Raw genomic sequence first — 26,572 nt, forward strand, 5'->3', positions numbered from 1 at the left:
TTCAGATTCCACCTCACGATGGACACCCTTGCCTTCGGCTAACAGTTCCTACTGCCAAGTCTGTAGTGGACTTTCACCACCAAGTTATTGCCCATGCCGGGCGCACCATAAAACCGGCTGCGGAGAGTTCTCCGCAGCCGGTTAATTTCATCTTATGGGAGTTGGTTTAGCCCTCGTCCTCAATGAGGCCGTATCCGCCGTCGTTGCGCTGATACACCACGGAGAAGGCACCCGTGTCATCATTCTTGAAGGCGAAGAAGGTGTGTCCCAGCAGATCCATCTGCAAGATGGCCTCGTCCACTGTCATGGGCTTGATGGGGAACTTCTTGGTGCGAACCACCTCGAACTTGCTCTCCTCCACCACGTCGGGGACAAAGGTGGACTGCTCCTCCTGGGGAATCACACGGGTGAAGGCGTCCTGACGCAGACGCTTCTCCAGCCGGGTCTTATGCTTGCGCAGCTGACGCTCCATGGACGTGACGGCAGCATCCACCGATGCGAACATATCGGAGGTGCTCTCCGCCACACGCAGAATCGTGGCCCCGGAGCGGATGGTCAGCTCTACCTTGTTCCGGTCCTTCTCCACCGAGAAGACCAGATTGGCCTCGCTGTCCGTCTTGAAGTAACGCTCCAGCTTTCCCACCTTTTTCTCTGCATAGTTGTGCAGAGCCTTGGGCAGATGGACCTTCTTTTCCGTAAAGGTAAACTTCATGTGCTTCAGCTCCTTTCGCCCCCCACCAGGAGGGCGTATCATTGGGAGGTTCTCTCCTTGTTAAAGAGTATAACACATTTCCTCCACGGACGCTATACCTTTATGAAAATTTCACAATTTCTTTTTCTCGTTACAGTGTGCCACAGGCATGGCGGGTGACATGGCAGCCCAGGTTCACCACACAGGGCAGTCCGGCAATGTGGGTGCCAAAGGGCTCGATGGCCACGGTGAGAGCGGTGGTAGTACCGCCCATGCCCTGGGGCCCAATGCCCAGACGGTTGATGCGCTCCAGCAGACGCTGCTCCATCTCCCGATAGAAGGGGTCGGCGTTCCACTCCCCCGCCGGGCGCAGCAGCGCCCGCTTGGCCAGAATAGCGGCCTTCTCCGAGGTGCCGCCCAGGCCCACGCCCACCACCACAGGGGGACAGGGGTTGGACCCAGCCTGAGACACGGCCTCCACGATGAAGTCCTCCACCTGCTCCTGGGTCACCGAGGGGTTAAACATCTTCATCTTCGTCATGTTCTCGCTGCCAAAGCCCTTGGGCGCCACGGTGATTTCCACCTGGTCTCCAGGCACCATCTGCAAATGAAGGATGGCGGGGGTGTTGTTCTGGGTGTTCACCCGGCGCAGGGGGTCCTCCACCACAGACAGGCGGAGGTGGCCCTGGACGTAGCCCTCCGCTACACCCTGGTTCACCGCCTCCTCCAGGCTGCCGCCTGTGAGGTGGCAGTCCTGGCCCCAGTTGACAAAGACCACGGCCATGCCAGTGTCCTGGCAGATGGGCAGCCCCTTCTCTTGGGCAAACTCGTAGTTCTCCCGCAGGTCGCCCAAGATGGCCTGTCCCACCGGAGAGGCCTCCCCCTTGCACGCCTCACAGATGGCGTTGCGCAAATCCTGAGGCAAAATGGTATTGGCCTGAATGCACAGCTCCCGCACCAACTGGGAGACCTGCTCATTTGTAATTTCTTTCATCATCTCTCCACCTCTCGTCCGTCAATGAATACATGGGTCACCTGGCTGCGCCAGTCCAGGGGAGGACCGTCCAGCACCACCAGGTCCGCATCTTTGCCCTGGGTGATGGACCCCATGCGGTGGTCCACCCCGGCAATACAGGCGGCGTTGATGGTGATGGCCGCCAAGGCGTCCTCCTCTTCCATCCCGTGTCGGGCTGCCATAGCCGCACACAGCAGCAGCTGGGGCGCTGTGGTCTCCGGGTGGTCGGTGCAAATGGCCACCCGCACACCGGCACGGGTCAGCAGCGCCGCATTCTCCAAGGTCATCTGGCGCAACTCCCCCTTGGAGCGGTCAGTGAGGATGGGACCGGTAATCACAGGCACCTCCTCCCGGGCCAGGTAGTCGGCGATCAAATACCCCTCGGTGCCGTGGACGATGGCATAGTCCAGCCCGAACTCCTTGGCAATGCGCACCGCCGTGGCAATGTCGTCGGCCCGGTGCACGTGGAAATGGGCAGGCACTTCTCCCGCCACAACAGGGCGCAGGGCGTCCAGACAGGGGTCAAAGCCTGGCATCTCCTCCTGAGGGTCGGCCTGAGCCGTGGCCCACTTCAACTGATACTCGGATGCCCGGGCCAACAGCTCCCGAATCACTGCCGCCGTGCCCATACGGGTGGCTGGCCATCCGTCCCGCCCCTTGGGGTTTTCCCCCAGGGAGAATTTCATGGCCGCCGGGGCCTGCACCACCATCTCGTCCACAATGCGGCCCGCCGTCTTCATCAGCACCGCCTGGCCCGCAATGGGGTTGGTGGAGCCGGGGTGGACCATCACGCAGGTCACCCCCGCCTCCCGGGCCTCCTTCACATAGGGGTCCATGGGGTTGACCCCGTCCAGCACCCGGATGTTGGGGGTACACACCTGGGAGGTCTCATTGAGGTCCTCCCCGTCGCACCCGCATAGTCCTAAATGGCAGTGGATGTCCATTAGCCCCGGCAAAACATGCCCTCCTCGGGCATCCACAGCGTTCTCCAGCTCGGCCCCGTCGGGCAGCTGGTCCATACGCCCCACCTGCTGGATTTTTCCGTTCTCCACCCGGATATAGCCGCTGTCGATGGTCTTGCCCTCCATGGTGTGGATGACTCCGTTGAGAATCATCAAGGCGCATCCCTCCTCTCGACCGAATTTTTCCTCTGGGTTTGCTATACTCTCTTGTGCGGTATCACCGCAGCATGGGAACCCCCATGCAGTCATTCCATTCTCCCGCGCAGCAAAACCTCTGGGCTTCCCCTCTCCGGGGGAAGCCACTTTTTATGCAAAAAAACAGGGCGGGCTTTGGCGCCCGCCCCTATGAGAGCATGGAATCAGCGGCGGCCTCGACGGCTGCTGCGCTTTTCATTCATATGCAGCTCAGACAGCTTGCTGTCCGAACTGGCCATAAACTGTTTGAGCTGATCCTCAAAGCTCACGGGCCCCTTGGGCTGAGGCGGTGCTGCCTGGAAGCTGCTCACGCCAGGTCGGCGGCTGGGACGGCGCTCCCCACCGTTCTCACTCCGATGCCCCGCAGGCCGGGCGTTGGGACGGCGCTCCGGACGGGCCGGAGGAGGAAGCACTTGCTTCATCGACAGGTTGATACGATTGTTTTCGTCAATGCCGATGACCTTCACCGTTACCGCCTGGCCCTCATTGAGATGCTCGTGAATGTCGTTGACATAGGTGTAAGCAATCTCAGAAATGTGGACGAGGCCGGAACGATTCTCCGGCAGCGAAACAAATGCGCCAAACTTGGTGATCCCAGTCACCTTTCCTTCCAGAATGGATCCAACTTCAAACCCCATAAACTTTTCTTTTCCCTCTCCCTGTGATTTCAGGACGCGGGTTTGCGCCCCGTTTTTATTTGGACGTATCCACAAAGCAGATCTCGCCCGGCTCCATCAGCCCCAACATGGCTCTGGCAATGTCCGCCAAGTAATTGGGGTCACTGCTGTGCTGAATGTCGTCGGTGAGCGCGGCGTTTTCCTCTTTCTGCTGCTGTACCTGCTGGGCCAGCTCGTCTCTTTTGTCCTGAGCTGCCATCAGCTGGCTTCTCATGGACAGCAGTCCGATGGCGCCAGCGACCAGGAGCACCAGCACCAACAGTTTTGTACCAATGCCTGCTCGTTTGACTTTCACTATGGTCGGCCTCCTTTTCTGCCTGTGCATCAACGTCATATACAATGTTTATTTTATACCATTTCAACCATTTTTGAAAGTCCTTTTTTTGATTTTTCAAAACTTTTTTTGTTTTCCCAGCCGCACACACAGCAGGTGTCAAAAAAAATCGAACAATCCCGTGAATCCACCGAAAACTTCGAACAAAAATGGGGAGCAAAATGCGGCTGGCCGTAGTCAGGTACACTACGCCGCCCAGCAAAAATGCCCCGCCATGGTAGATGCGCACCACCCCGTTGCCCAAAACCAGGGCGTGGAGAAACACAGCTACCGCCGTCCCAATCCAGAATGTGACATCCAACAGAAACCACAGCCAGCGCCACGGACAGCTCCGGCGTATCCCCCGCATGGCGTCATATACCACACCCAGGCCCAGGCCCAACAAGAAACCTTGTCCGAGCACCTGGGCCTGGGTCATGACATTGATCCCCATACCTTATCGAAGCAGCCGGGAGAAAAAGCCTCCTACATTTCGCTCTGCCCGCTCCTCATAACTCAAGGCGTCGATCTTCCCTTCCACCTTCAGATCGCCGCCGTCCAGGGACAGCTTTTCAATGTGAAGCCCTTCTCCACTGACCACCAACATCCCCTGGGTGGTGGAGAGCACGATGTTGGTGTCGTCAAACCGCTCCACATCCTCCACCCCGGACACCGTCAGGCCTCTGCGGTCCTCCATCGTCACGTGATGGCGGGCCGCTGCCGCTACCTCATATCCCATGCAACCACTCCTCTTTCCTTGGATGGTTCATGTATATGGGGTTTGTCCCGGGATTATGCCTCTCCAGACTCCTGAGGATCTTCCACTTCTTGCAGCTCCTTCCCCGGCAGACGCTGGCGAAGGTCGTACTTCAAAATGGTGTACACCACCGCCGTGAGGGGGACACTGATGACCAGGCCGATAAAGCCCAGCAGGCTGCTGCCCACTGTCACCGCGGCCAGCACCCAAATGCCGGGCAGGCCAAGAGAGGTACCCACCACCCGGGGATAGATGAGGTTTCCCTCCAACTGCTGGAGCACCGCCAGGAACACCAAAAACCAGAACGCCTTGATGGGGCTGATCATGGCCAGCAGCAGTGCTGCCAACACGGCCCCGATGTAGGCGCCTGCCACCGGAATCAGCGCAGAGACGCCGATAATCACCGAAATCAGGGGTGCATAGTCAAAGCGGAACACCACCATCCCGATAAAACACAAGCTGCCCAAAATGCAGGCCTCAATGAGCTGACCGGAAACGTATTTGGTGAAGGTATCTGCCGTCAGATGCACCACGGCCAGCACACGCTTGGCAATGGATTCGGGCAGGTACACCACCACCAGGCGGCGGCACTGCGCGGTGAGCTTGGGGCCGCCGGAGAGCATATACACCGAGAACACAAAGGAGATCACCGTGGTCACCACCGCCGACACCAGAGAGCTGGTGGCAGAAATCAGGTGCGGCACCGTGCCCGTCAGGGTATCCAGCACCTGGTTGAGGGCATCGCCCAGGATATCGTTGATCTTATCCGGTAGATTCAGCTTGGCCAGATTCTCCAGAGAGAGGCGCTGGGTGATAAAATCAATCACTTCCTGCAAGTTTTCAGCATAGATGTTCATGTTGCCCACAAAGCGCTGGATGCTGCGGGTCAGCTCCGGCACCACCAGGGAGATGAGCACACCGATGACGGCAAACAGCATCACATAGGCGGTGACCACCGCCAAAGGCCGGGCCAGCTTCTCTCCCCTCTTTCCCAGCCCCTTGGCATAGAGGCGGGCAAAGAAATTACAAGGGCGGCTGAGGATAAAGGCGATGGCAAAGCCGATGAAAATGGGACGGAAGGCCAGCAGCACACCGGAACACCAGTCCAGCACCACGTCGATCTTCACAATCACCACCACCAACGCCACCACATAGGTGATGAGCAACAACAATTTTCGAAACACTCCGTTGTCCAACGTCAGCACTCCTTTGCTTTCATTGTTCTCTCACAGTGTACCATTATACCTCTCTTGCGTCAATGAATACCAGAAGATGCTAATCTTGCCGTCAGAATGAGTTGTGCACGTCGTCGCCTCGGGCCTGCTCCAAATTCATCAGCTTCTTGCGGGCTGCCGAGTGGGTGAGCATGGCGGCCAACAGCTCGTTGTCCTGGGTCTCAATGGCCCGGCGATAGGCGGCCAGGCGGCCCTCCAGCCGTTTCACCGTCCGGCTCAGAGCCTCCCGATTGAGAGAAAACAGCTGGGTCCACAGCGCCACATCCAGAGCTGCCACGCGGGTGCAGTCACGGAAGGAGCCGCCCTCAAAGCCCCGGCAGGAGAACAGCTCCTCGTCGTCGCACACCGACAGGGCTATAATATGCATCAACTGGCTGGTGTAGGCAATCATCTCGTCATGGCGCTCCGGGGTGGTGCGGATGACATCCCGGAACTGACAGAACCGAGCCATGCGCTCCACCAGGTCCACGTGCTCTTGACGCACTCCCTCCGGGGGCGTCATGATAAAGTGGGTGTTCCGGAACAGCCCCGCTTCGGCGTTGTCAATGCCGGAGACCTCCTTACCCGCCATGGGGTGGCAGCCGATGAAGTCCACATCGTCGGGCAGGCACTGGGCCCCGTCCATAATGGCCCGCTTGATGCCGCACACGTCCACAATGACACTGCCCGGTTTGAAGTGGCTGCGGTGCTCCTCCAAAAAAGACACAATGCCCTGGGGGTCCTGGGCCAGAATCACCACGTCCGCCCCGGGAAGCTCTTCCGCTGCGTCATAGGTCACCCGGTCCGCTGCGTGCCGCTCCACCGCCTTCTGATAGGTGGAGGCAGAGCGCACCACGCCCACCACCTCATAGTCCTCAAACCCCTGTAACGCCATGGCCATGGACCCGCCAATCAGGCCCAATCCCACCACCACAATTCGTTTCTCTGCCATTGGTACTTCCTTCCCTTCTGATGCGTCTTCCCCATGATGCGTCCATGGGTGTTTTCTTTCTTTGCAGTTTAGCACTTTCAAGCGTCAAAGTCAATGGACAATCTCACTTGCACCTCGCCATTTCCTATGCTACTATATTTATACCCGATTTTTATAGAAAAAGGAGCGTCTTTCATGGCTTTTCACATCACCACCCCCGAATTTTCTCAGACCATCCAACAGGCTCTGGACACCCTGCACCCCAACTGTGATCCTGAAAAGCCCAATCTGCACCTGTGTCCCCGTCTCGTCTCCTGCGACGGCCCCTCCCTCTCCGTGGAGTTGGAGTACGACACCAAGGCCTGGACTTCCAATCCCATGGGCATTGTGCACGGCGGCGTGCTGGCCCTCATGCTGGACAATGCCATGGGCCTGACCTGCTACTGCATTTACGGCCACTTCACCCCCACCATCTCCATGAATCTCACCTATGCCCGGCCTGTGGCCCTCAACGAGACGGTTCGGCTCCGGGTCACCACCCTCTTGGCAGGCGGCACCACCGCTCAGCTCCAGGCCCAAATCTATCTTCCCGGACAAGAGGAGCGGGTTCTGGTCTCTGCCTCCGGTGTGTACTGTTCCCGAACTCGGTCGTAAAGCCATGTGCTTTTTATTGACTTCTCTGCACTGTGGTGGTAACGTATTTGATAAGATTATGACCATTTGTTTCAGGAGCACTTCATATGGACAAAGAGCATACACAGGGAACGTCATCCCCAAAATCAGAGGCCACCAAACAGCGTCTCTCTGAAATCTCCTATCAATTATTTAAGGAACAGGGCTTCGAGCAAGTGGGCGTGCGAGACATTGCCGCCAAGGCCGGTATGACCACCGGAGCCTTTTACTATTACTTTAAAAGCAAAGCCGATATTCTCAATCACCACGCCAACATGCGGGCCCGATGGCTGTTCCATCAGGTCCCGGGTATGCTGGAGGGGCTCTCTCCCCTGGAAAAGATCCGGCAGTTTTTAGGCAGCTATCTGTGCGAGGTCTTTTTGGATGAGGGCTGGGAGCTGTGCGAAAGCCGCATGTTTGCCCGGTACTATGACAAACGGGAGAGTTCGGGGCTGTCCTCCACCATCCGCCTATACTGCGAAGAGGCCAAAGAGCAGGGTCTCTTAATCCCCGACTGTGACGTGGACCAGATGGCTGGCGACCTGGTACTGGCGTGCCGGGGCGTGGAGTACGACTGGTGTCTGCGCCACGGCGGCTATGATATCCATCAGCGGATGTTCCGTCTGGTGGACATGGTACTCAGCCACTACAAAAAAGCTTAACCAAAATAGACAGCACCCTGTATCCTGGAGCAATCCGGATACGGGGTGCTGTTTCATATTATCGTCTTTTTTCTGTGCGGATGCGCTCCACGTCATAGGTACGCACAAACCCCAATACGTCTGCCCCGGTCTCCACACAGCGGAAGAAGATCTCCCCGCAAGCTCTGCTGTCGCTTCCGGCGTGGTGGTGGTCCAGCTCCAGGCCGAAGTAATCGCACAGGGTATTGAGCTTGTGGTTGGGGGACTGGGGAATGAGCCGACGGCTCATCTGACAGGTGCAGGCATAGGGCACCCGTTTATGCCAGGTCAGGCCATAGTCCCGCAGGCACTTGGCCAACACCGACATGTCAAAGGGCGCATTGTGGGCCACCAGCATTCCCTGCTCCAAAATGGGACGTATGGTCTCCCACAGCTGGGGAAAGGTGGGCTCATGGGCCACCATCTCCGGGGTAATCCCGGTGAGCTCCACGTTGAAGGGCTCAAACTCCTCCTCCGGATTGACCAGGGAATAGAACTCCTCCACCACCTGTCCCCGCTCCATCACGGTAATACCAACCGCGCTCATGCGGTCGTTGAGGGAGTTGGGGGTCTCTACATCAAAGGCAACAACTCTCTGGGACATCTCTCACAGGCCTCTCTTTATGTTTTTTCACTGCCGGCCATTCTACCACAGATTTTCCGTCCCGTCTACCTCACAGCTGTTCCTGCCACTGGGCTTCCCGGAATCCCACCAGCACAAATTTCTCTCCTATCACCAGGGGACGCTTGACCAGCATGCCGTCGCTGGCCAGCAGCTGATACTGCTCCTCCTCAGACATGGTGGGCAGTCGGTCTTTCAGCCCCAGGGCCTTGTAGGCCAGACCGGAGGTGTTGAAAAACTTCTTCAAAGGCAGGCCGCTCTTCTCATGCCACGCCTTCAACTCCTCCGCTGTGGGATTCTCCTCCTTGATGTTCCGGGCCTCATAGGCCACACCCCGCTCATCCAGCCAGGCCTTGGCCTTCTTACAGGTGGTACATGGGGGATATTGCAAAAATAAGACACTCATAGGTTACGCTCCTTTTTACTGGCTCTCCCGCCCCTGATACGGGGGGCAGAGATACCGCTGTTTGTTTCGGGTGGCCTTTCCGTACTCAATGGCCTCCACGGGGCATTTGGAGATACAGGCCATGCAGTGGGTACACTGGGCGCCCCACACAGGCTTTCCATTCTCCAGATGGATGTTGTTGAGCGGGCACACATGCTGGCACTTGCCGCAAGAGATACAGGTGTCCTTGGCATAAAACTTCTTGGCCTTGGCATAGAAGCGGTAAAACGCCTGATTGACCACGCCAGATTTCAGGCCGTCCCACTTCCCAGTGGAAATAGGCGGGAAGGACTTGCCCTCCTCCATCCACTGTTCCCCCTGCTGCAATGTGGCCACCGCCTTTTGCCGCATGGTCTCAGCCTGGGCAGGGTCGGGGGGCGTAAACATCACCAGATAGTTATCCGGCATCACCACCGGCAAGGTCCCCCGATACGTCAGAGCCTTTCGCTGGCACAGCTCCTGAAGTTTGGGCTCTGCATTGCCCACCTCTCCACCGCAGGTCATGACGAAGTAGGCGTCCCGACTGCCGCTGAAATGGCCGCTGATGATAAAATCTTCCACAATTCTGGGAATCTGCCAGCAGTAGGTGGGCATGACAAACACCCAGGGCTTCTCTGATTGCAGCTCGGCTGCCACGCCGTGTCGAATATAGTAGAAGGTGTCCAGCAGGTCATCCTTTCGGTGGTCCGCCAGCCACTCCGCACAAAATTGGCTGTTTCCTGTGGCCGAAAAATAAACAATCATATTCTTTCCTCCAAGGGATCCTTCCCTCTCTCCTTACGCACACAGTAACCGAATTTGGCCCCGGTGTCAATGTTCCAAAGAGAAAAAACTACACATAAACTTCCTGTGAAACCGTGTGAAATCTGTGCGTATCGGGAGGAATATTTCCGTTTCGTTCAGAGTTCGGCCTGTATATGGGTTTGCAGCACCCCTGCCACCGCCGCCAAAGTGTCATCGGGCAGCATTCCATACTCCCCATACTGGGCAGCGGCAGCGTCTCCCGCCGCCCCGTGGAGGTACACCGCCCAAGCCACCAGCTCCCCGGGACAGGAAACACATCCCGTCAGCTGTTTTTGACCCAGCAGTGAGGCAATCATCCCCGCCAGAATGTCCCCGCTGCCTCCCTTGGCCATACCGGGATTCCCGGTGGTGTTGCGCCACACCCTGCCCTGAGGGTCCACGGTGAGGGTCTCGTGGCCCTTGAGCACCACCACGCAGCCCGTGTCCTGAGCCAGCTCAGCCGCCTGCTCCACCCGGTCGTTAAGCGGCAGCGAACATCCAGCTAAGCGGGCAAACTCTCCATCGTGGGGTGTGAGAACGGTGAGCTCCGTTCGAGCCCTGAGCCGTTGGGTCTGTCCTTCCAGGGCATTGAGGCCGTCCGCATCCAGCACCAGCGGCCCCTCTATGTCTTCCATCAGGCGGAAAACGATCTGCTGGGCCCGTGGGCTGCGCCCCATCCCTGGGCCCGCCAGTACCACATCACAGCTACGGGCTCGCTCTACCAGTTGCTCCGTATCGTCGAGCAGCGGGAAGGGCATGGCGCTGGAGCACCGGGTGGCTACCATGGGATATACATCTCTGGGCACACCCAGATACACCAGACCTGCTCCACTGCGCAGTGCTCCCTGGGCGGCAAACACCGGAGCTCCGGTATACCCTTCACTGCCCGCCACAATCAGAAGCTTTCCGTAGTCCCCCTTGTGGCTGTCCCGCTCCCGCTGGGGCAGCCGGACCATCTCATTTGTCACCAATCGTTCTTCTCTCACGGCTTCTCTCCCCCTTCCATGAGCTTGCCCACGATATAGGAATAGTTCTCCCGTCGGTGCGGGAGAAGGCAGGCGCTGCAATCCTTTATACCTCCGGGGGTATAGGTGAAGTTCCCACCGCACTTCTCCCCCATGAGATACAGGGGGCAGTAGCAGAACAGGCAGTTAAAATTCTCCGGGTTTTGGGTGGGATGACAGGGAAAGAACTCACAGCTGGTATGTGAGAAAAATTCATAGTTATGCAAAGGCTTATTATTACTCATTGTAGTCCCCCAAACATCTCGCCCACCAGCTGCATCTGCTCCTGGGTAGGCTCCCAGCCGAAGGCGATCTCCACCACACAGTCCTGGTAGCACAGCAGATAGGTCCGCAGGCGTACCCCATCCGTCTTTCTATATGCTTCCTGGGCCAGCCAAGGAGCGGCGTCTACCTGCTCATGGTCTGCCCACAGCATCTCGTCCCGGCACAGGTCGTACAAAATGGGGAGTTTCACCAAGGTCACCGTATACATCACGGTGTCCATGTCCTCTTCCGGCCCGGTCTCTTCCTCCGTAATCTGCCAGCCCTGATACTGCCCTAGGACCAGAGATTCCTCCCCGTCCCGGCTGACCCAAAACTCCTGGTCCCCCACATCTCCCCGCAGCTGCTCCACCGTCAGGGGCAGCCCATCGGGAAATTGGCTCCACCAGCCGTCTGCCGCAGTGGGGGAAAACCAATCCAGGCGCATATAGCCAAAGGTTATGACACTGGTATAGGCCATGATAAGGAAGAAGTACAACGCCGATGTCACCAACTCGTTGGCGCTCCAGGACGCCTTTCGCCTTCTCAGCACATCCCGCATCCACAGCACCAAATTCCACCCGATTCCAAACGATAGCGCCGTAACGAGGAAAAACAGACGGGCATTGGCCCATGGTTTCAACACCAAGGTAGCCACAATTCCAGTAAGCCACAAGACGACATACGCCACTAGGACCCAACGGACGACCTTGCCCCACGGCCCAGTATCCAGCCACTCCCCCTGGGCCGCCAGCTTCTTGGCCTTCCGGTGCCACAGTTCATATGGGACCAATTCCGCTCCGATGGCCACAAAGAGCAAAAGGTCCTCCAGGACCCACTCCGCCCGAGTGGAGAGAACCCACAAAGGCAGCTCCAAAAAACTCCAAAGGTTGAGCAGCAGTATCGCCAGCGTCAGGCCAAAACAGACACGGTAGACCCTCAACGCCCCCTGTTTCAAGGCCCGGTGCATCCCCTCCACATAGGCCACCGGATCGGTCTCCATGGGCAGAGGGTGCGCCGACCAGTTATAAAACACCTGCATGGTGGGGGTCTCCACCGTCAGCTTCCACCCCGTGTGCTCCCCCAGCTCTGCCAGGTCCTCCACCTGTTGGCTGGGCTGGGGCTCATACGCATCCTGATCGAGATAGGTAACCCACACATGCGCGGTGCGGGGTTCCACTCGCCGGAACGTCCACCAAATGCCAAAGACATTCTCCAGCACCCAGCCCTCCCGGGCTTGTTTCTCCAAATAGCGAATGGTCGCACCGGAATCGAAAAACGCCAATCGCTTCCAGGTTCGTTTCCGTGTTTTCATGAGCGCTCCTCCTCTCCCATGATCTGTCGGTAGTCCCGGGCCTGGGCACAGATGCGGGCATATTCCTGGTCCAACATCTCCTGCCCCTTGGGGGTGATGAGATAGCTGCGCCGCCGCCCCTCCACCCGGGTCTCCACAATGCATTCCGCCTCCAAAAACTGCTCCAACAGATTGTACAGCGTCCCCGACCCCACATGCACCCTGCCCTGGGTCATGGCAGGCACCTGGTCCAAAATGTCGATGCCGCACCGCTCCTGGCGTAGGCAGAGCAGCACATAAAACATCTGCTCGGACAGGGTCTGAAACTTGGCCCGTGCCATCCTCTCACCTCCTTATCTCGAACATCGAGATTCCTCACCCTCATTGTATTCTCGATGTTCGAGATTGTCAAGAAGATTCTACTTGACAGCAAACCGTACTACTCATATAATACAGTTAGAAAGTGTACTACACCTATAATACACTTTGGAAGGAAGTGATACACCATGGTGCGCTTTGACGACCTGCGCCTCCGGGATGGGGCCCCCATCTACCTACAGATTATGGAGCATCTGAAGGCGGGCATTGCCGCCGGAACCGTGCAGGATGGGGACGAGCTGCCCTCCCGGCGCACCCTCTCCGCCCTGCTGGGGGTCAACCCCAACACCATTCAAAAGGCCTTTCGTCTGCTGGAGGAGGAGGGGCTCATCTCCTCCCGAACGGGAAGCAAGAGCTGTGTGTGTCTCTCCGATCAGCAGTCTCAGGCCATGCAGCAGCAACTGCCCAACACCCAGACCTTGGAGTATATTGAAAAAATGCGGGCCATGGGTCTCACCCGCAGCCAGACCATCGCCCTCATCGAGACCCTATGGAAGGAGGATGTCCCATGAGAAAAACTGGTTCCCTTCTCTATCTTACCGTCGCCGCCTCCTTTTGGCGGGTGCTGGTCATTCTGGCGGGAATGGCCGTGGTCCAGCTGGGGGTTGCTGTGGGGATACCCAAGGTCCTCCCGGAAAGCTACGGCGCACCTTATGTGTTTTCTCACCTCGCGTTCCGCCTCCCCGCCGCGGCGGCCTTGATTCTGGTGATGTACACCCTGATGCGCTCCCATGGCAGTCGCCCCACTCAGACGAGTTACACCCTGATGCGTCTTCCTGTGTCCTATACTCAGGTGTTTCTCATCTATCTGGTGTACGCCGTGGCGGTCCTGCTGCTGTGCTGGTTTGCCCAGCTGGCGGTGGTGGTGGCAGCCACCCAGTTGCTGGCCACTCTCTACCCCACCTTTGACTGGGGGGAACAGACGCTCTTCCTCACCAGTGTTCAGAGCGGGTATGTCCACGTCCTGCTCCCCCTGCTGGATGGGTGGAGTTGGGCCAGTACCACCATGATCTATGTGGGTCTCGGATTCATCACTGCGGTGGGCATGGTGCGGAGCTGGCAGGGCAAGCTGCTGGTGTGGTCCTTCATCTTCCCCCTGGCCTTGTCCATCACGCCTCTGGAGCTGAGAAGTCATTCCTGGTCCACCGTGATGGCAGTGCTGCTCGTTGTGGGCTGCTGTGTGGAAGGAGGCCTTCTGGTTTTGAATCTGCGGAAAGGGGTGGGAGAATGAAATGGAAGCGCTATCTCCCTGTGGAGGCCAATGCCACCGTCCTTCGCCGGGGTTTTGTGGCTCTAACTGCATTCTCTCTGGTGTGCAGCCTGTCCTTTTTCAACGCTTACGCCCGCGCCCTTCCAGGCATCGAGCAGATTGCCGTCTCATTCCCCGGTGTCCAAATGCCCCCCTTCTCCCTGCTGCTGGGGCCCAGCCTCTACGGCTTCTGGGTCTCCGCCCTAGCTATGGTGCCCCTGGCCGGGTACTTCTGGGCTCTGCACACCCGTCTGAGCCACAGTGTATACCTCATGCGGCGGCTCCCGGACCGCTGGGAGCTGGCCCGCCGCTGCCTCACCCTCCCTGTGTTGGCGGCACTGTTCTTCCTGGGTCTATCCCTGGCGCTGTGGCTGCTGGACTTCGCCATCTATTGGACTGTTACCCCGGACCGTTTTCTCCCCTCCTCCCTCTGGGAGGCCCTGTGGAGCTAAGGAGGTTATCGTCATGCTGCAACTGAACCGTGTAAGTAAGACCTATCATCTGACCACCCATGCCCTGCACCAGGTCAACCTCTCCATCGCCCCCGGCGAGATCGTAGGGCTGTTGGGGGAGAACGGAGCGGGCAAGACCACCCTGCTCAAGTGCATTCTGGGTCTCTTGTCCTATCAGGGCTCCATCACCCTGGACGGGGCACCCATTGGCCGGGACAACATCGCCCGTCTCAGCTTTGCCACCTGTGAGCACTCCTTTTTCCCCACCCTCACCCCCCAGGAACACCGGGTCTTCTATCGGGATCACTTCCCCACCTGGCGGGACCAGCGGTTTGAAGCCCTCATGGACTTCTTCCGCCTGCCGGGAAACCGTCCCCTGCGTGCCATGTCTGTGGGCCAGCAAAACCAGGTGGAGGTGATTTTGGCTCTGTGCCAGGGTGCGGACTACATTCTCATGGATGAGCCCTTTGCCGGAAACGATGTATTCAACCGAGAGGACTTCTACAAGGTACTGCTGGGGATTCTGGAGCCCACCGAGACAGTCATTCTCTCCACTCACCTGCTCTCCGAGATCAACCACTTTGTCAGCCGGGCGGTGCTGCTGTGGGATGGTCAGATTGTGGGGGACGTCTCCACCGCCGACCTGGATGAACAGGGATTGACCGTTCTGGACTATGTGAAAGAGAAGTACCACTATCAACCGGATCGGGTGAGCAACGCTCTTTCCCAGCTCAGCGGAGAGGAGGATGGCCTATGTGGAAACCGTTAGCGGCTTTTTGTCTGGTATTTGCCCTGTTGGCTGGATTCTTCGGCTACACAGTAGTGGAGGCCCTGGATGCCCAGGACGCTGTGTCCTTCACCGTGGAGCAGCAGATAGGGGACCCTGCTGCTGCCCAGGGATTCCAGTTAAACATTCCTACCTTTCAAAACTATGACATGGCCTGGGACACCACGCTAACCTTGGGCTCTACCCCCACCTGGAGCACAGACTATCGCTATGACCCCGGAAATATCAGCTGGTATACCCCTCAGGATAGTTCTCCTATGCTGTCCATTGCTGTGGGAGACACCTCCATGTTCTATATTTCCGGTGACGATTGGTCCACCAACGTCATCGGCCAAGCCTATCGTGAGATCATTGAAGACGTGTCCAGCCGAGCCCCTGCCAAGGGAAGCTACTCTGAAACCGTAGCACTGAGCGACTATCTGGATTATTATCCTGTGATTTTGTCTGATATCCCCCTGCCCGACTCTTACAGCTCCGGCTGGGAAACCTGGGATTTGACCCAAGCCCTCCGCATTCCTATGGGCCAGGGAGATACCATACAAGTGGATTTGGAACTGGACCAGAATTTCGTCATCTCCTCTATTTACCTCTCCACGCCTCAGGCTCCCTCTCTATACAGCGAAGCAATCCTATCCAACGGCTATTATTATGTGCTTTTTAGCCCCGAACAACAGGATGGCACTCCGGTATCGGGTGCCTCTCCCTATGGGCTATACCGCATCCCCGCCTCTGGCGGCCAGGCTTTAGCTGCTCAAAACTGCACTCTGTGCTACCAAACCAGCGGCAAACCCCAACGCCTGGCTTTGGCAGACGGCGGATACCACCTTCTCCTCATGGAGAACCTGGCGGAAAACAACTATCAATTTCTTCTTCTGGACACCCTCACCTATCAACCGCTGCAGGAGATCCCCATCCAACTCCCAGATGAAAACCATACCTTTATCATCCAAGATTCGTATCTGGGGGTACTGTCCTTATCAGACGATTATCCCGCCCCGCTGGTTCAATCCCTGAAGCTGTGGGCCAAAAATGACTTTGGCCTGTATGTACCCGTATTGGACTGCGACCTGACCCAGGCTCAATTTCCCCTCGGTGTATCGTTCCAAACACACTACGATGGAGAGCGCCTGGTGATGGCCTCCTACCTTCAGACCTCTCCCTCTGGCTATATGGTCACTCCATCTGTGTCGATAGCAGTATGTAACTCGGACGGCCTGGCGTATTCTGCCCGCTTTATCCACAGCCAGAGCATCACAGGATTTATTCAGGTCCAGGACTATCGGCTCACCCTGACTCCGGTTTCCTGAAAAAATTTCCCCACACCGCTGTTTTTCTTCGGCAAGACGTGGTATAATAACAGCGGTACCAAAGGCACCCAATATACATGAATCGGAACAGGAGGGTTTCCCATGAACACTCGATTCTTGCGCTGCAAGCACTGCGGCAACATTGTCGGCGTCATCCACGACGCTGGTGTCCCCATCTTCTGCTGTGGACAGCCCATGGAGGAGCTGACCCCCAACACCGTAGAGGCCAGCGGCGAGAAGCATGTCCCCGTAGCCAGTGTAGAAAACGGCGTTCTCACCGTCCAGGTGGGTTCTGTGGAGCATCCCATGGCTCCTGAGCACTTCATCATGTGGGTCTATGTGAAAACCGAGCACGGCGGCCACCGCATCCAGCTCAAGCCCGGCGACGCCCCCCGCGCCGTGTTCCATCTGGGCGACGAGAAGCCTGTGGCTGTGTACGCCTACTGCAACCTCCACGGCCTGTGGATGACCGAACTGTAACAGATACTCTCCCCCCTTAGATAAAAGAAGCGTGGACTGGCAGTTTCCTGCTGGTCCACGCTTCTTTTTTATCATTGTCCCGTCATAATCCGCAAGATTTCCCGGTCTGTCTCCCGCATACCCAGGCGCCCCAAACGGGCCACCATGTTCAGAGTGTTCTCCACTCCTTTTTTCACAATGCCGTCCCCATCGTAAAACTCGTGTCCGGCCTTGTACATCTCGTAGCCCATCAGCCCCGCCTCCAAGGCCAGAGAGATTTTCGCCGCACAGGAGGCCTTGGCCCCGTCGCACACCATGCCGGACACCACAGCCAGAGAATTGACCAGGGTGTGAGCCACCCCATCCAGACCCATGCCATCCAGATAGGCAATGGCGGCGGCAGCGGCACAGGCCGCGTTCACCGCCCCGCAAAAGGCAGACAAACGGCCCAGGTTGGTCTTTTGGTGGACCGTGAGCAGATTGGACACCACCATGGCCCGGTACATCCGCTCCTCCCCAATGCCCTTCATGGCCGCATATTCCATCACAGGCAGGGAGGCGGTGAGGCCCTGGTTTCCACTGCCCGAGACAATGACCACCGGCAACTCGCAGCCGCTCATACGGGCGTCAGACCCGGCCGCCGCCCGGGCACGCAACCGGGCTTTCCAGTCGTTTCCCGCCTGGGCCATCAGCTCTTTTCCGATCATGGCCCCGTAACAGCCCTCCAGTCCCTCCTGGGAGATGGCCCAGTTCAGCTGGGCCTGCTGCTGGATGGGCTGGCGGATGTCCTCCAGGTCCACGCTGTCGGCAAAGTCCAAAATGTCCTCCACGGTGAGCAGCTGCTGCAAGGGGTTTTCCTGCATGGCCTGGGGAACCTCCCGCTCTTGCAGCACCTGGCCGTTGCGGCTGACATGCACCAGGTTGGTGTGCTGGTCCACCATCCGCACCCGGGCCACATCCTCCCCTGCTCGGACCTCCACCAGGATGTCAAAGGGATGGGTAGTGTCCAGAGGCAAAATGGTCACCCGCTCCTGGGCCAGATATTCCTCCACCGCCTCCATATCCTGATCGGTCACATGGGCGATGCACTCCAGCTGGGGCAGCTTCCCCAGGGTCTGGCGGGCCACCGCACAGGCATAGGCCACCGCAATGGGCTCGGTACACCCCATGGCAGGCTTTAATTCCTCTCGGAGGATTTGCACATACGCTTGATATCTCTCATCGGTCCGTTGCATGGAGCTGTCTCTCCTTATCTGATGTTTGTTCCATTCTACCACAGGTCCCGCTCCACAGGAAGAGGCATTTCCCGGTCACTCCATCAGCAGCCCATACTTCTTGCGCATACGCCGAATTTTCTTCAGCATGGGCTTGGCACAGAGCGATAAAAACACCACGGTGGACACCCCGTGGGTGATGTTTACAGGCACTCCCGCCACGTAGCAAGCCAGCACCGACTGCCAGGTCAGCCCCTCCAACACAGATAGGGCGGTGGAGGTATCCAGCAACAGGCCGTAGATAACCACGGTGGCCAGAAACCCGTACACGCACACCCCCACCAGGGGGAGATTCCCCCGCCGCATCCGCTTTTCAAAGAGCAGCCCCGCTAAAAAGCCAATGACGCCAAAGGCGAACATCTGCCAAGGGGTCCAAGGCCCCTGCCCAAAGAAAAAGTTGGACACAAACCCGGTCATGGCTCCCGTGAGGAATCCCGCCTCTGCCCCCAGCCCAATGCCCGCCACAATCACCAAGGCGGTCACCGGTTTGAAATGGGGGAGCATGAAAAACACCGCCCGCCCCGCCGTGGCGATGACCACCAGAGAGGAGATGAGCACCAATTCCCTGGCCTGGGGTCGGCGGTCCTCAAAGGCTGCAAAGAATGGGAGCATGGCCGCCACAATGACGCAGATGGAGATAAAATAGTAGCTACGCCCCTTCAAAAACACAATGCCAAAGGCGATGAGCAGCGGGATGAGCACCAAAATCACCCCAGCGGCCAACCTGGTCCGCCGTCCCATGCCCCGGACGGTGGGCACTGAGGCCAACTCCACCCGCTGGGTGTTCAGCAGCCGCCCCGCTCCCAACAAAAGGGCCAACCCTGCCGCCCCTTGGCCGCAGGCAAACCCGGTCAGCTGCATGTGGCTGAACACCGTCAGGTCCCAGAAGGTGTTTCCCTGGCCCAGAGAGGCGTTGAGTATCTCACTCAGGCGGACAAGCACCACCGCCGCCCCCGCCACAGAGAGCAGGGCCAGGAGGGCGGACAGCCGCACCGCCGCCGTGGCACCTTTCTTTCGCTGCCAGGCCAGCACAGCGGCGAGGAGCAGCGCAGGAATGGACAGCCCCGCTGCCAGCTGGGTCGCCCTCAGCCATGCCAGCATTTCCCCGTCCAGAGTCAGCAACTGTGGAGCCTGCACCAGATACAGCTGTCGGGCCAAGTCCACGCTCTCTCCCGCTCGCCACAGGGCAAACTGGTCCGTCAGGCCCTGATAGGCCAGCTCCGGGATGGAAAACCAGGGGGCAAAGGCGGCATTGGCCGCCATGGCCACACACAGCCATACCGCCACCATCACCCAGCTGTCCGCCCCGGTGCCCGTCTTCACTTTGTCTGTGTACATGCCCGCACCACATCCTCCACCGTCACCGCCTGGGGAAAAACGTCCCGTGCCATCTGATTGGCGGCGGTGGTGTAAAAATGATTGCCCAGGAAGAAGTCCCGGGCGGGCTTCTGGCACACCAGCTGGCCCCGGAACAGCAGCCCGCAGGTATCCGCATAGGCGGCGCAGAACTCCACATCGTGGGAGACCATGAACACCGTCTTGCCCTGCCCGGTGAGCGCTCCCAGCACCTGAGCCAAGGTCTGTTTATAGCACCCGTCCAGCCCCTTGGTGGGCTCGTCCAACAGGAGAATCTCCGGGTCCAGCAGCAGCACCTTGGCCAGAGCCGCCCGCTGCTGCTCTCCCCCGGACAAATCATAGGGGTGCTGACCCAGCAGGCCCTCCAGCTGGGTCACACGGATGGCCTGTGTAAGGCGCTCCTCCCGCTCCTTTCTGGACAGGGGCAGCTCTTCCAGCAGCTCCTCCAGGTCCGCCCTCACCGTGTCCTGCACAAAGAGGCACTGGGGATTCTGGGGCAGCACCCCCAGCACCCCCCGTTCCAGCGAGCTCCCCCGCTTTCTCACCTGACCGCCGATGCGGATTTGGCCCCGGTAAGGGCGATGTTCCCCAGAGAAGAGGGAGAGAGCTGTGGTCTTGCCCCCGCCGTTACCACCCATGAGGGCGTACAGCTGCCCTCTGGGCACCTGGAGGTTGAGCCCCTGGAGCACATCTGCCCCGTGGCGGTCATAGCGGAACCACACCTCCCGAGCCTCCAGGGCAAAATCCCTGGGAGCGGGCTGGGCAGGGGGCTCTACGGGGGGCTGGGGCTTGTCCCGGTACTGCTCCAGCCAGGTCCGCCCCTCCTTCACTGTCATGGGGCAGGCCTTTCCCCCCTCCACTCGATTATAAATCTGCATGGGCACCGGGCAGCACACCCCCAGAGGGTGGTGGGCCAGAGCCTGCCCCACCTGCCGGGGGGAGCCGTTACAGAGGACTTTGCCCTCCTCCAGCACCACCACCCGGTCCGCCATGGGGAACACCTGGTCCAGACGGTGCTCCACCACCACCACCGTCAGCCCCAGCTGCTGATTGAGCCGCTGGAGGGTATGGAGAAAGTCGGTGGCCGCCATGGGGTCCAGCTGGGAGGTGGGCTCGTCCAGCACCAGCACCTGGGGGTGCATGGCCATCACCGAGGCCAGGTTGAGAAGCTGTTGTTCCCCGCCGGACAACTCCTCCACCTTCCGGTCAAACCAGTCCTGGAGGCCGAAGTAGCTGGCCATCTCCGCCACCCGAAGCCGCATGTCGCCCAGCTCCAGGCCCAGATTCTCCTGGCCGAAGGCCATCTCGTGCCACACCTTGTCGGTGACGATCTGCTGCTGGGGATTTTGCATCACAAAGCCAATCTCCCCCGCCTGGGTGCGCAAATCCACCTGGTGCAGCGGAGTACCCCTGTAGAAGACCTCTCCGGTCCGGGTTCCGTGAGGGGTGAGGGCGCTTTTGAACTGGCGGATGAGGGTGGATTTTCCACACCCGGACCGCCCGCAGATCACCACGAATTCCCCTGCCCCAATTTGGAGGTTCACCTCTCGCAGCGCGGGGACTGACGCGTCGGGATAGGAGAAGGTCAGATTTTGCACATCCAATAACGCCATTTCAAATCCTCCACCAAGTTGAGTATCAAAGGCAGGGCGCACAGCACCCCGTAGAGGGTATAGCACACACAGGCCGGGACGGTGGCCCCGTGTAGCCGCCACACCGGGAAATACAGCATGTTCAGCTGTCCTGTGACCACCCCCGCCACCACACAGCCAAAGCACAGGGCCATCCCCGCCGCCAAGGCGGTGGAACGCCCATCCCATCGGAAGGGGTGGTATAGGGTGCGCCCCCGCAGGCCATAGCCCCGGGCTCGCATGGAGTCCGCGGTGTCCACCGAGTGTTCCAGGGACCAGGTGACCAGGATGGACAGCACCCGCACCCCCTTTTTCAGCCGCTTCCATGGGGTGCCCTCCCCCACGTCCCGGCCCACACACCGCTGGGCTGCCATCACCCGCTTGGCCTGGGTCAAAAACAGGGGAAGAAAGCGCAGCACCATGGAGAAGATGAGGGCTAGGGCGGGAAAGCCCTTACCAAAGAGGTACACCACCTTGTCCTCCGTCATCACGTCCTGCCAGGTGGCACACCACAAGATCACCACCCCCATCATCCCCCCGGTGCACACCCCGTACACCACAGACTCCAGGGTCACCGGGTTCCCCGAGGGCAGATAGCCCAGAATGGTGAGGCCCTGGTGGGAGAAGAGGGGATTGATCACGGCCGAGAGCACCACCACCGGAAGGGCCAGCAGGCACACCCGAACAAGCCCCCTCCCGCCCCGCAGGCGGAGGAGATAGGCAGCGGCGGCGACTCCCGACAATACCAACAGCACCGGGTGCATGTAAAAGAGGGTAACCCCCAGCACCAGAAGGTAAAAGATGAAATTGATACCTGGATGACAGCGGGAAAACTCGTCCTTCACGCCGCCCTCTCCTCCTCTCTTACAAATCAAAGCCCAGATCGCAGGTGTACTTAAACTCGATGACGTCCCCGTTCTTCACCGTGTACTTGCTCACCCCGTAGTTGGGCTTGGTCCCATTGACGTAGTACATCCAGCCGGACCCGGCCCCACAGTCGAACTCATAGAGGTTGTTGATGCCCTCAATGTAATGGCTGCCAAAGCCGGGGGTGTACTCGTACTCCATGTGGATGCCGTAGGTCTGGGTGGCTCGGAGGAGTACGTCAAACACCGACTCTCCCTCCTCAAAGGAGATGGCCTTGCGGGACAAAATCACCCCGTCTGAGGGCACCAAACTCTCCTTCCCTGGGGTCAGGTCCTCCATACGGCCCAAAATGGTCTTGCACTCAATGGAGAGATAGCAGGTGTTGACCTTGGGCGTGGGGGTCGGTTTGGGGGTGGGAGCAGGCGTGGCCTTCACCGCCGGCTTCTGAGTGGGCTTGGGGGTCGGCGCCGGCGTGGCTGCCGCTGTAGACGACTCCCCCCGGTCCTGACTCTGGGCGGGCTGCTGGGTCGCCGCCGGGGCCTCACTGGCCTGGGGTTCCCCAGAGGGCTGCTCGCGGGGGGCGAGGCTCTCCTCCACCCCCACGGTGGGGGACACTGTGGGGGTGACCACAGCGCCCTGCTCCCCCGTGTTTCCACAGGCCGCCAAAGTCAGCAGCAGCAACAGGGAAAACAGGCACATCCATCGTTTCAAATGCTTCATAGGCTCTCCTCATACGCCGGAGGCTTTTTAGCCCCGGCTCTTTCTCTTATGGTCGGTCCAAACAGCGGCACACAGCCCCGCTGCGCTCATGCCCAGAATCACCATAGATTCCACCAGGGGGCTGGCATCTCCGGTCTGGGGCACCTGGGAGTCCTCCTCCCCGCTGCCCGGATTCTCTCCGCTGTCTCCATCCTCTGTGGGGGGCGCAGGGGTCCACTGGGTCAGGTCAAAGAGGGTGTTCTCCCCTGCCACAAAGCGGCGGTAGGCCTCCAGGGCGTAGCCGATCTGTACCGTGCCCATGCCGTCGGGCTGGTCGCTGCTCATAAAGGTGGTAAAGCCGGACTCCCGCTTGAACTGGTCCAGTTTGGTGACCAGATTGTAATTGCCATGGGTGAACCCGTTGTCCGGGTCCAGGGGGTCGATGCCCGCCACCGCCAGGGCAGTGAGCACCTGGGCGGCGGTACAGCCGTTGTCGTCTCCCTCATTGATATAGCCGCAGTCGCTGGTCATCTGGCTGCGCAGGTACTCCAGGGCGCGGTCAAAGGCCAGGCCCACCTGCTCCATGTCCCGGTAGGGGGCCAGGGCCTGGAGGGTCATGGCGGTGACATCCACGCTCACCGTGTCCGCCGAGGACAGGCCGAACCCGCCGTTGGCATTTTGGAAGGTGAGAATCTTCTCAATGAGGGTCTCCCGGGTCCACCGGGCATCCTGGGGCACCTCATAGTCCTTGGTGTCCAGGGCCAACAGGGTGTAACTCATCATGTTGGAGGTCATGCGGTCCAGATTGGGGTAGTTATACAGGGTCTCAATGAGGTCCATCCCCGCCACATCGGTGGGGTCCTTCCCCATGGCCAGCAGCGCCACCACCACCCGGAAGTAGTCGGTGGGCAGCATTCTCCCGCCGCTTTCCAGCTGCTGGGTGATACTGGCGTAGTAGTGGTCCAAATCGCTCTGGCTGAGGCTGGCCCCGGCCCGGAGCAGCGTAAACAGGCTCCACTCGGCCCCATAGGTGTAGTTGCCCTCCAGCTGGCTGTCCAGGTAAGACAGAGCGTGACGGATGTTATCCGTCACATATCGGTCAAAGTCCAGGTCCTCCACAGCGTCCGGCTGGGTCACCGTCACGGTGAACTGGATGGGCTTGGCTCCCTGGGTGTCGTCCAGAGGGGTGCCCGTCACCGTCACCGTGCCCTGCTCCAGGGCGGACAGGGTGTGGGTGGTGGTCATGGTGCCGGGGGTGCTGGTGACATAGTCGTTGACCTTCACAATCCCATCCTGGCTGTAAGTCCAGGTAAACCGCTGGTTGGTGGCATTGGCAGGAGTCACCAGCAGGTCCAGGTTCATGGACTCATACTGGGCCAGAGTGAGGGCGGTCTCCTCCATCTCCACCTTCTCCAGGGGGTATTTATACTCAAAGCGAATGATGAGGTCCTGGGTGGCTGCGGGGTTGTCCACGCTGGTGACGGTAAACCGGGCCGTGCCCGCCTTCTTGGGAACGATACCGTTGCCATACGTGGCCTGGAACTCCGCCACATCCGAGTCGTGGGACACCCACACCACGTCCTTGACGGTGGCGTTGTGGGGCTCAATGTTGATCTCATACCGCCGTTCCGGGTCGGTATCATGGGAGGTAATGCCCACGTACTGGTTTCCCAGACCGTTCCACCCCTCGATGTAGAACACCTCAGGATAGGTCACCGTCAGACCGGTCACGTCAATGCGCTGGGCGGTGGCCTGGAAGCTCACCGTAACCTGGGGGTTATCCGCCAGGGACACAGTGAAGGTGTGCATGGACTGGTCCTCGGCAAAGAACTCCAGGCCGTTCTCCCCATCCAGGGTATAGATGTAGGAGCCCTCAGTGGAGGTCATCTCCAGAGCTTGATTGGGGATGGTGATGTACACCCCGTCCAGGCAGCCCTTCACCGTCAGCTGCTGGGGCTGGGTGCCGCTCAAATGGAGGGGCTCCTCCCCGGTGACAGGCCAGCCATCCTGGTACAGCTTCAGATCGGTGACCTGGGTGGGCACCACCTTCAAGGTGAAGGTGGCCAGTTCCTGGGCCACATACCAGTCAGGGTTCTTGTCGTACACATAGGCTTGATACTCGCCCACAGAAGGATAAAACTTACCGCTGGAGGAGATGTGGATGGTGGAGGACTCCGAGCCTCCGTTCTGCTGGCTGCAGCTCCAATAGGTGCTCTGTCCCTCAGCTACGCCCTCCAGCACAAACCGCCCCTCGTCCAGAGCGGAGAGGGTGCAGGTGTGGGTGTCGTCCCACTGGGTAATGCGCCCGTCCGTGTGGTAAAACACCACCGTGGGGGTGGTGGGCACTTCTCGAGGGGTGACGGTGACGGTGCATACGGCACTACAGCTGCCAGCCGTCACTGTAATTTGGGCGCTTCCCGCCTGGCGGGCCACCACCAGGCCGCTGTCATCCACGCTAACAATGTCGGGGGCACTGCTCTGCCACACCACAGCGTCGGTGGAGTCGGCCGGGGTTACCGTGGCGGTGAGCCGCATCCCCTGGCCCTCCTCCAGGTCCAGCTTGGTCTCACTCAGTGTAACGGACTGGGCGGCAATGCCCGTCACGGTCACCATCACCGTGGCCTTCACCGTCTCGTTGGCCTGGGCGGTGATGACAGCGGTGCCCTCTCCCACAGCCCGGACCACGCCCTGATCGGTGACCTGGGCCACGTGGGTGTCCTCGCTGTACCACACCACGGTGTCGTTGCTCTCCTCCGGGGTAACCGTAGCCGCGAGGGTCTGGGTCTCCCCCACCATCAGGGTCACTTCCCCAGGGGTCACGGTGATATCGGTGGCGGGGACCTTCTGGGCCAGCAGTTGGGAGACAATCTGGGTCTGCTCATTCACCTGCTCCTGGGTGGACGCCCCGTCCACCGCCACCTGCAACGCCTGCTCATAGGCCTGGGCGTTGGCGTCAATTTGGGCCTGGGTGAGCTGGGCCAGGCTGGACACCAGCTTGTCCTTGTTGATCCCCAGAGCGCCCTGTCCGCCCTCTGCGGCAGGCGGGATGTAGTCCGGGGTGCCCTGAGCGCTGTCCTGGACGTAGATCAGGCGAATCACCTCACCCGCCTGCACCTGGTACTTGTTACCCACCTTGACGCTGTCCACAAAGGGCCACCAGGCTTTTTTGCCCCAGTTCACCTCGCCCACCGCTTGGCCATCGTTGGGGGTGACGGTAAAACCGTACAGGGCGCTGTAGGTCACGCTGCCACGGTCCTGATAGCCCCGTTGCAGCACATCCACCAGGATATCACCCTCCTCCAACTCCACCTGGGTGGGGGGCAGATAGTACATAGTGTGGCCACTCTCGTCGGCGTACTCCATGGTCACCGTCACGGTCTGCACTCCGCTCCGGCTGGTGTTCAGGGCCAACGCCCCGGATACCAGGGTCCACACCATGGCCAGGGTCAGCAGCAGACTCAGCCACCGCCGCCCCCTTCTTCTCGCTTCTGCTCTCATGTTCTCAAGTCCTTTCCTGGGAAATGAATATCAAAAAGCGGCTGCAACCCATGGTTGCAGCCGCTTTCAGGCAACACAAAAGGAAGGCCCGCCCATCGC

30 protein-coding genes are annotated in these 26,572 nt (G+C 59.4%); 8 read left to right on the forward strand and 22 right to left on the reverse strand.

Annotated elements, in window-relative coordinates; translation table 11 throughout:
- Positions 1-166: 166 nt before the first annotated feature.
- The 9 genes from raiA to B5F12_RS00045 form a co-directional block, all read right to left on the reverse strand.
- Positions 167-712, reverse strand: a complete 546-nt coding sequence (gene raiA, locus B5F12_RS00005; RefSeq protein WP_087228489.1) for a ribosome-associated translation inhibitor RaiA — start codon at positions 710-712, stop codon at positions 167-169.
- 130 nt (positions 713-842) lie between these two features.
- The gene (locus tag B5F12_RS00010) at positions 843-1,685 is read right to left on the reverse strand and encodes a fumarate hydratase (RefSeq protein ID WP_087228491.1); all 843 of its coding nucleotides are present in this window, start codon (positions 1,683-1,685) and stop codon (positions 843-845) included.
- The gene (locus B5F12_RS00015) at positions 1,685-2,821 is read right to left on the reverse strand and encodes an amidohydrolase (protein ID WP_242954843.1); all 1,137 of its coding nucleotides are present in this window, start codon (positions 2,819-2,821) and stop codon (positions 1,685-1,687) included. The genes B5F12_RS00010 and B5F12_RS00015 overlap by 1 nt, the downstream gene beginning before the upstream one ends.
- Positions 2,822-3,027: 206 nt before the next feature.
- Entirely contained in the window at positions 3,028-3,501 is a 474-nt protein-coding gene (locus B5F12_RS00020) for a S1 RNA-binding domain-containing protein (RefSeq protein ID WP_087228495.1), read from the reverse strand.
- Positions 3,502-3,556: 55 nt separating this feature from the next.
- Positions 3,557-3,835, reverse strand: a complete 279-nt coding sequence (locus B5F12_RS00025; protein WP_087228497.1) for a septum formation initiator family protein — start codon at positions 3,833-3,835, stop codon at positions 3,557-3,559.
- Positions 3,836-3,888: 53 nt separating this feature from the next.
- On the reverse strand, positions 3,889-4,197 hold the full coding sequence (locus B5F12_RS11960; RefSeq protein ID WP_204221436.1) for a hypothetical protein: 309 nt from the start codon (positions 4,195-4,197) through the stop codon (positions 3,889-3,891).
- 113 nt (positions 4,198-4,310) lie between these two features.
- Entirely contained in the window at positions 4,311-4,592 is a 282-nt protein-coding gene (gene yabP / locus B5F12_RS00035) for a sporulation protein YabP (RefSeq protein ID WP_087228500.1), read from the reverse strand.
- Positions 4,593-4,645: 53 nt separating this feature from the next.
- Complete coding sequence (locus B5F12_RS00040; protein ID WP_087228502.1) at positions 4,646-5,815, reverse strand: AI-2E family transporter; 1,170 nt, start codon at positions 5,813-5,815, stop codon at positions 4,646-4,648.
- A gap of 82 nt (positions 5,816-5,897) precedes the next feature.
- Positions 5,898-6,776, reverse strand: coding sequence for a prephenate dehydrogenase (locus B5F12_RS00045; RefSeq protein WP_087228504.1), 879 nt, complete (start codon positions 6,774-6,776; stop codon positions 5,898-5,900).
- A 174-nt stretch (positions 6,777-6,950) separates the two neighbouring features.
- Between B5F12_RS00045 and B5F12_RS00050 the strand changes: the two genes are divergently transcribed.
- Positions 6,951-7,409, forward strand: coding sequence for a PaaI family thioesterase (locus B5F12_RS00050; protein WP_158096703.1), 459 nt, complete (start codon positions 6,951-6,953; stop codon positions 7,407-7,409).
- An 86-nt stretch (positions 7,410-7,495) separates the two neighbouring features.
- Positions 7,496-8,089, forward strand: coding sequence for a TetR/AcrR family transcriptional regulator (locus tag B5F12_RS00055; protein ID WP_087228508.1), 594 nt, complete (start codon positions 7,496-7,498; stop codon positions 8,087-8,089).
- Between the two features lie 58 nt (positions 8,090-8,147).
- On the opposite strand, the gene B5F12_RS00060 is transcribed toward B5F12_RS00055, so the two are convergent.
- From B5F12_RS00060 to B5F12_RS00090, 7 genes are all read right to left on the reverse strand, one after another.
- Positions 8,148-8,711: a 3'-5' exonuclease gene (locus B5F12_RS00060; RefSeq protein ID WP_087228510.1), complete on the reverse strand. Its 564-nt coding sequence runs from the start codon at positions 8,709-8,711 to the stop codon at positions 8,148-8,150.
- A 70-nt stretch (positions 8,712-8,781) separates the two neighbouring features.
- The gene (locus B5F12_RS00065) at positions 8,782-9,135 is read right to left on the reverse strand and encodes an arsenate reductase family protein (RefSeq protein ID WP_087228511.1); all 354 of its coding nucleotides are present in this window, start codon (positions 9,133-9,135) and stop codon (positions 8,782-8,784) included.
- Positions 9,136-9,150: 15 nt separating this feature from the next.
- Positions 9,151-9,918, reverse strand: coding sequence for an EFR1 family ferrodoxin (locus tag B5F12_RS00070; RefSeq protein ID WP_087228513.1), 768 nt, complete (start codon positions 9,916-9,918; stop codon positions 9,151-9,153).
- A gap of 155 nt (positions 9,919-10,073) precedes the next feature.
- Positions 10,074-10,943 (reverse strand): NAD(P)H-hydrate dehydratase, encoded by an 870-nt coding sequence (locus B5F12_RS00075; protein WP_143482284.1) that lies wholly within the window; start codon positions 10,941-10,943, stop codon positions 10,074-10,076.
- Positions 10,940-11,206, reverse strand: a complete 267-nt coding sequence (locus B5F12_RS00080) for a cysteine-rich small domain-containing protein (RefSeq protein ID WP_087228517.1) — start codon at positions 11,204-11,206, stop codon at positions 10,940-10,942. Before B5F12_RS00080 ends, B5F12_RS00075 begins: the two co-directional genes overlap by 4 nt.
- Positions 11,203-12,537, reverse strand: coding sequence for a DUF2812 domain-containing protein (locus tag B5F12_RS00085; protein WP_087228519.1), 1,335 nt, complete (start codon positions 12,535-12,537; stop codon positions 11,203-11,205). The genes B5F12_RS00080 and B5F12_RS00085 overlap by 4 nt, the downstream gene beginning before the upstream one ends.
- Positions 12,534-12,857 carry a helix-turn-helix transcriptional regulator gene (locus B5F12_RS00090; protein ID WP_087228521.1) on the reverse strand — a complete coding sequence of 108 codons (324 nt, stop codon included), beginning with the start codon at positions 12,855-12,857 and terminating at the stop codon, positions 12,534-12,536. The genes B5F12_RS00085 and B5F12_RS00090 overlap by 4 nt, the downstream gene beginning before the upstream one ends.
- 165 nt (positions 12,858-13,022) lie before the next feature.
- On the opposite strand from B5F12_RS00090, the gene B5F12_RS00095 reads away from it, so the two are divergent.
- The 6 genes from B5F12_RS00095 (at position 13,023) to B5F12_RS00120 (ending at position 17,169) form a co-directional block, all read left to right on the forward strand.
- On the forward strand, positions 13,023-13,406 hold the full coding sequence (locus B5F12_RS00095; RefSeq protein WP_087228523.1) for a GntR family transcriptional regulator: 384 nt from the start codon (positions 13,023-13,025) through the stop codon (positions 13,404-13,406).
- Positions 13,403-14,125, forward strand: a complete 723-nt coding sequence (locus B5F12_RS00100) for a hypothetical protein (RefSeq protein ID WP_087228525.1) — start codon at positions 13,403-13,405, stop codon at positions 14,123-14,125. Before B5F12_RS00095 ends, B5F12_RS00100 begins: the two co-directional genes overlap by 4 nt.
- Positions 14,122-14,595: a hypothetical protein gene (locus tag B5F12_RS00105; RefSeq protein ID WP_087228527.1), complete on the forward strand. Its 474-nt coding sequence runs from the start codon at positions 14,122-14,124 to the stop codon at positions 14,593-14,595. Before B5F12_RS00100 ends, B5F12_RS00105 begins: the two co-directional genes overlap by 4 nt.
- Before the next feature lie 13 nt (positions 14,596-14,608).
- A complete protein-coding gene (locus B5F12_RS00110) occupies positions 14,609-15,364 on the forward strand; it encodes an ABC transporter ATP-binding protein (RefSeq protein WP_087228529.1) in 756 nt (251 codons plus the stop codon).
- Complete coding sequence (locus B5F12_RS00115; RefSeq protein ID WP_087228531.1) at positions 15,349-16,689, forward strand: hypothetical protein; 1,341 nt, start codon at positions 15,349-15,351, stop codon at positions 16,687-16,689. Before B5F12_RS00110 ends, B5F12_RS00115 begins: the two co-directional genes overlap by 16 nt.
- A 102-nt stretch (positions 16,690-16,791) precedes the next feature.
- Complete coding sequence (locus B5F12_RS00120) at positions 16,792-17,169, forward strand: desulfoferrodoxin family protein (protein ID WP_087228533.1); 378 nt, start codon at positions 16,792-16,794, stop codon at positions 17,167-17,169.
- Positions 17,170-17,240: 71 nt separating this feature from the next.
- On the opposite strand, the gene B5F12_RS00125 is transcribed toward B5F12_RS00120, so the two are convergent.
- The 6 genes from B5F12_RS00125 to B5F12_RS00150 all read right to left on the reverse strand — a co-directional run bounded on the left by B5F12_RS00125 (position 17,241) and on the right by B5F12_RS00150 (position 26,473).
- Positions 17,241-18,383, reverse strand: a complete 1,143-nt coding sequence (locus B5F12_RS00125; RefSeq protein WP_087228535.1) for an L-serine ammonia-lyase, iron-sulfur-dependent, subunit alpha — start codon at positions 18,381-18,383, stop codon at positions 17,241-17,243.
- Positions 18,384-18,458: 75 nt separating this feature from the next.
- Positions 18,459-19,760 (reverse strand): ECF transporter S component, encoded by a 1,302-nt coding sequence (locus tag B5F12_RS12105; RefSeq protein ID WP_242954844.1) that lies wholly within the window; start codon positions 19,758-19,760, stop codon positions 18,459-18,461.
- The gene (locus tag B5F12_RS00135) at positions 19,742-21,391 is read right to left on the reverse strand and encodes an ABC transporter ATP-binding protein (RefSeq protein WP_087228537.1); all 1,650 of its coding nucleotides are present in this window, start codon (positions 21,389-21,391) and stop codon (positions 19,742-19,744) included. Before B5F12_RS00135 ends, B5F12_RS12105 begins: the two co-directional genes overlap by 19 nt.
- A complete protein-coding gene (locus tag B5F12_RS00140) occupies positions 21,364-22,254 on the reverse strand; it encodes an energy-coupling factor transporter transmembrane component T (RefSeq protein ID WP_158096704.1) in 891 nt (296 codons plus the stop codon). Before B5F12_RS00140 ends, B5F12_RS00135 begins: the two co-directional genes overlap by 28 nt.
- Before the next feature lie 19 nt (positions 22,255-22,273).
- Positions 22,274-22,996 carry a DUF4430 domain-containing protein gene (locus B5F12_RS00145; RefSeq protein WP_087228541.1) on the reverse strand — a complete coding sequence of 241 codons (723 nt, stop codon included), beginning with the start codon at positions 22,994-22,996 and terminating at the stop codon, positions 22,274-22,276.
- Between the two features lie 27 nt (positions 22,997-23,023).
- On the reverse strand, positions 23,024-26,473 hold the full coding sequence (locus B5F12_RS00150; protein ID WP_087228543.1) for an Ig-like domain-containing protein: 3,450 nt from the start codon (positions 26,471-26,473) through the stop codon (positions 23,024-23,026).
- Positions 26,474-26,572: the final 99 nt, after the last annotated feature.

The organism is Pseudoflavonifractor sp. An176 (assembly GCF_002160435.1).
Lineage (GTDB): Bacteria > Bacillota > Clostridia > Oscillospirales > Oscillospiraceae > Enterenecus > Enterenecus faecium.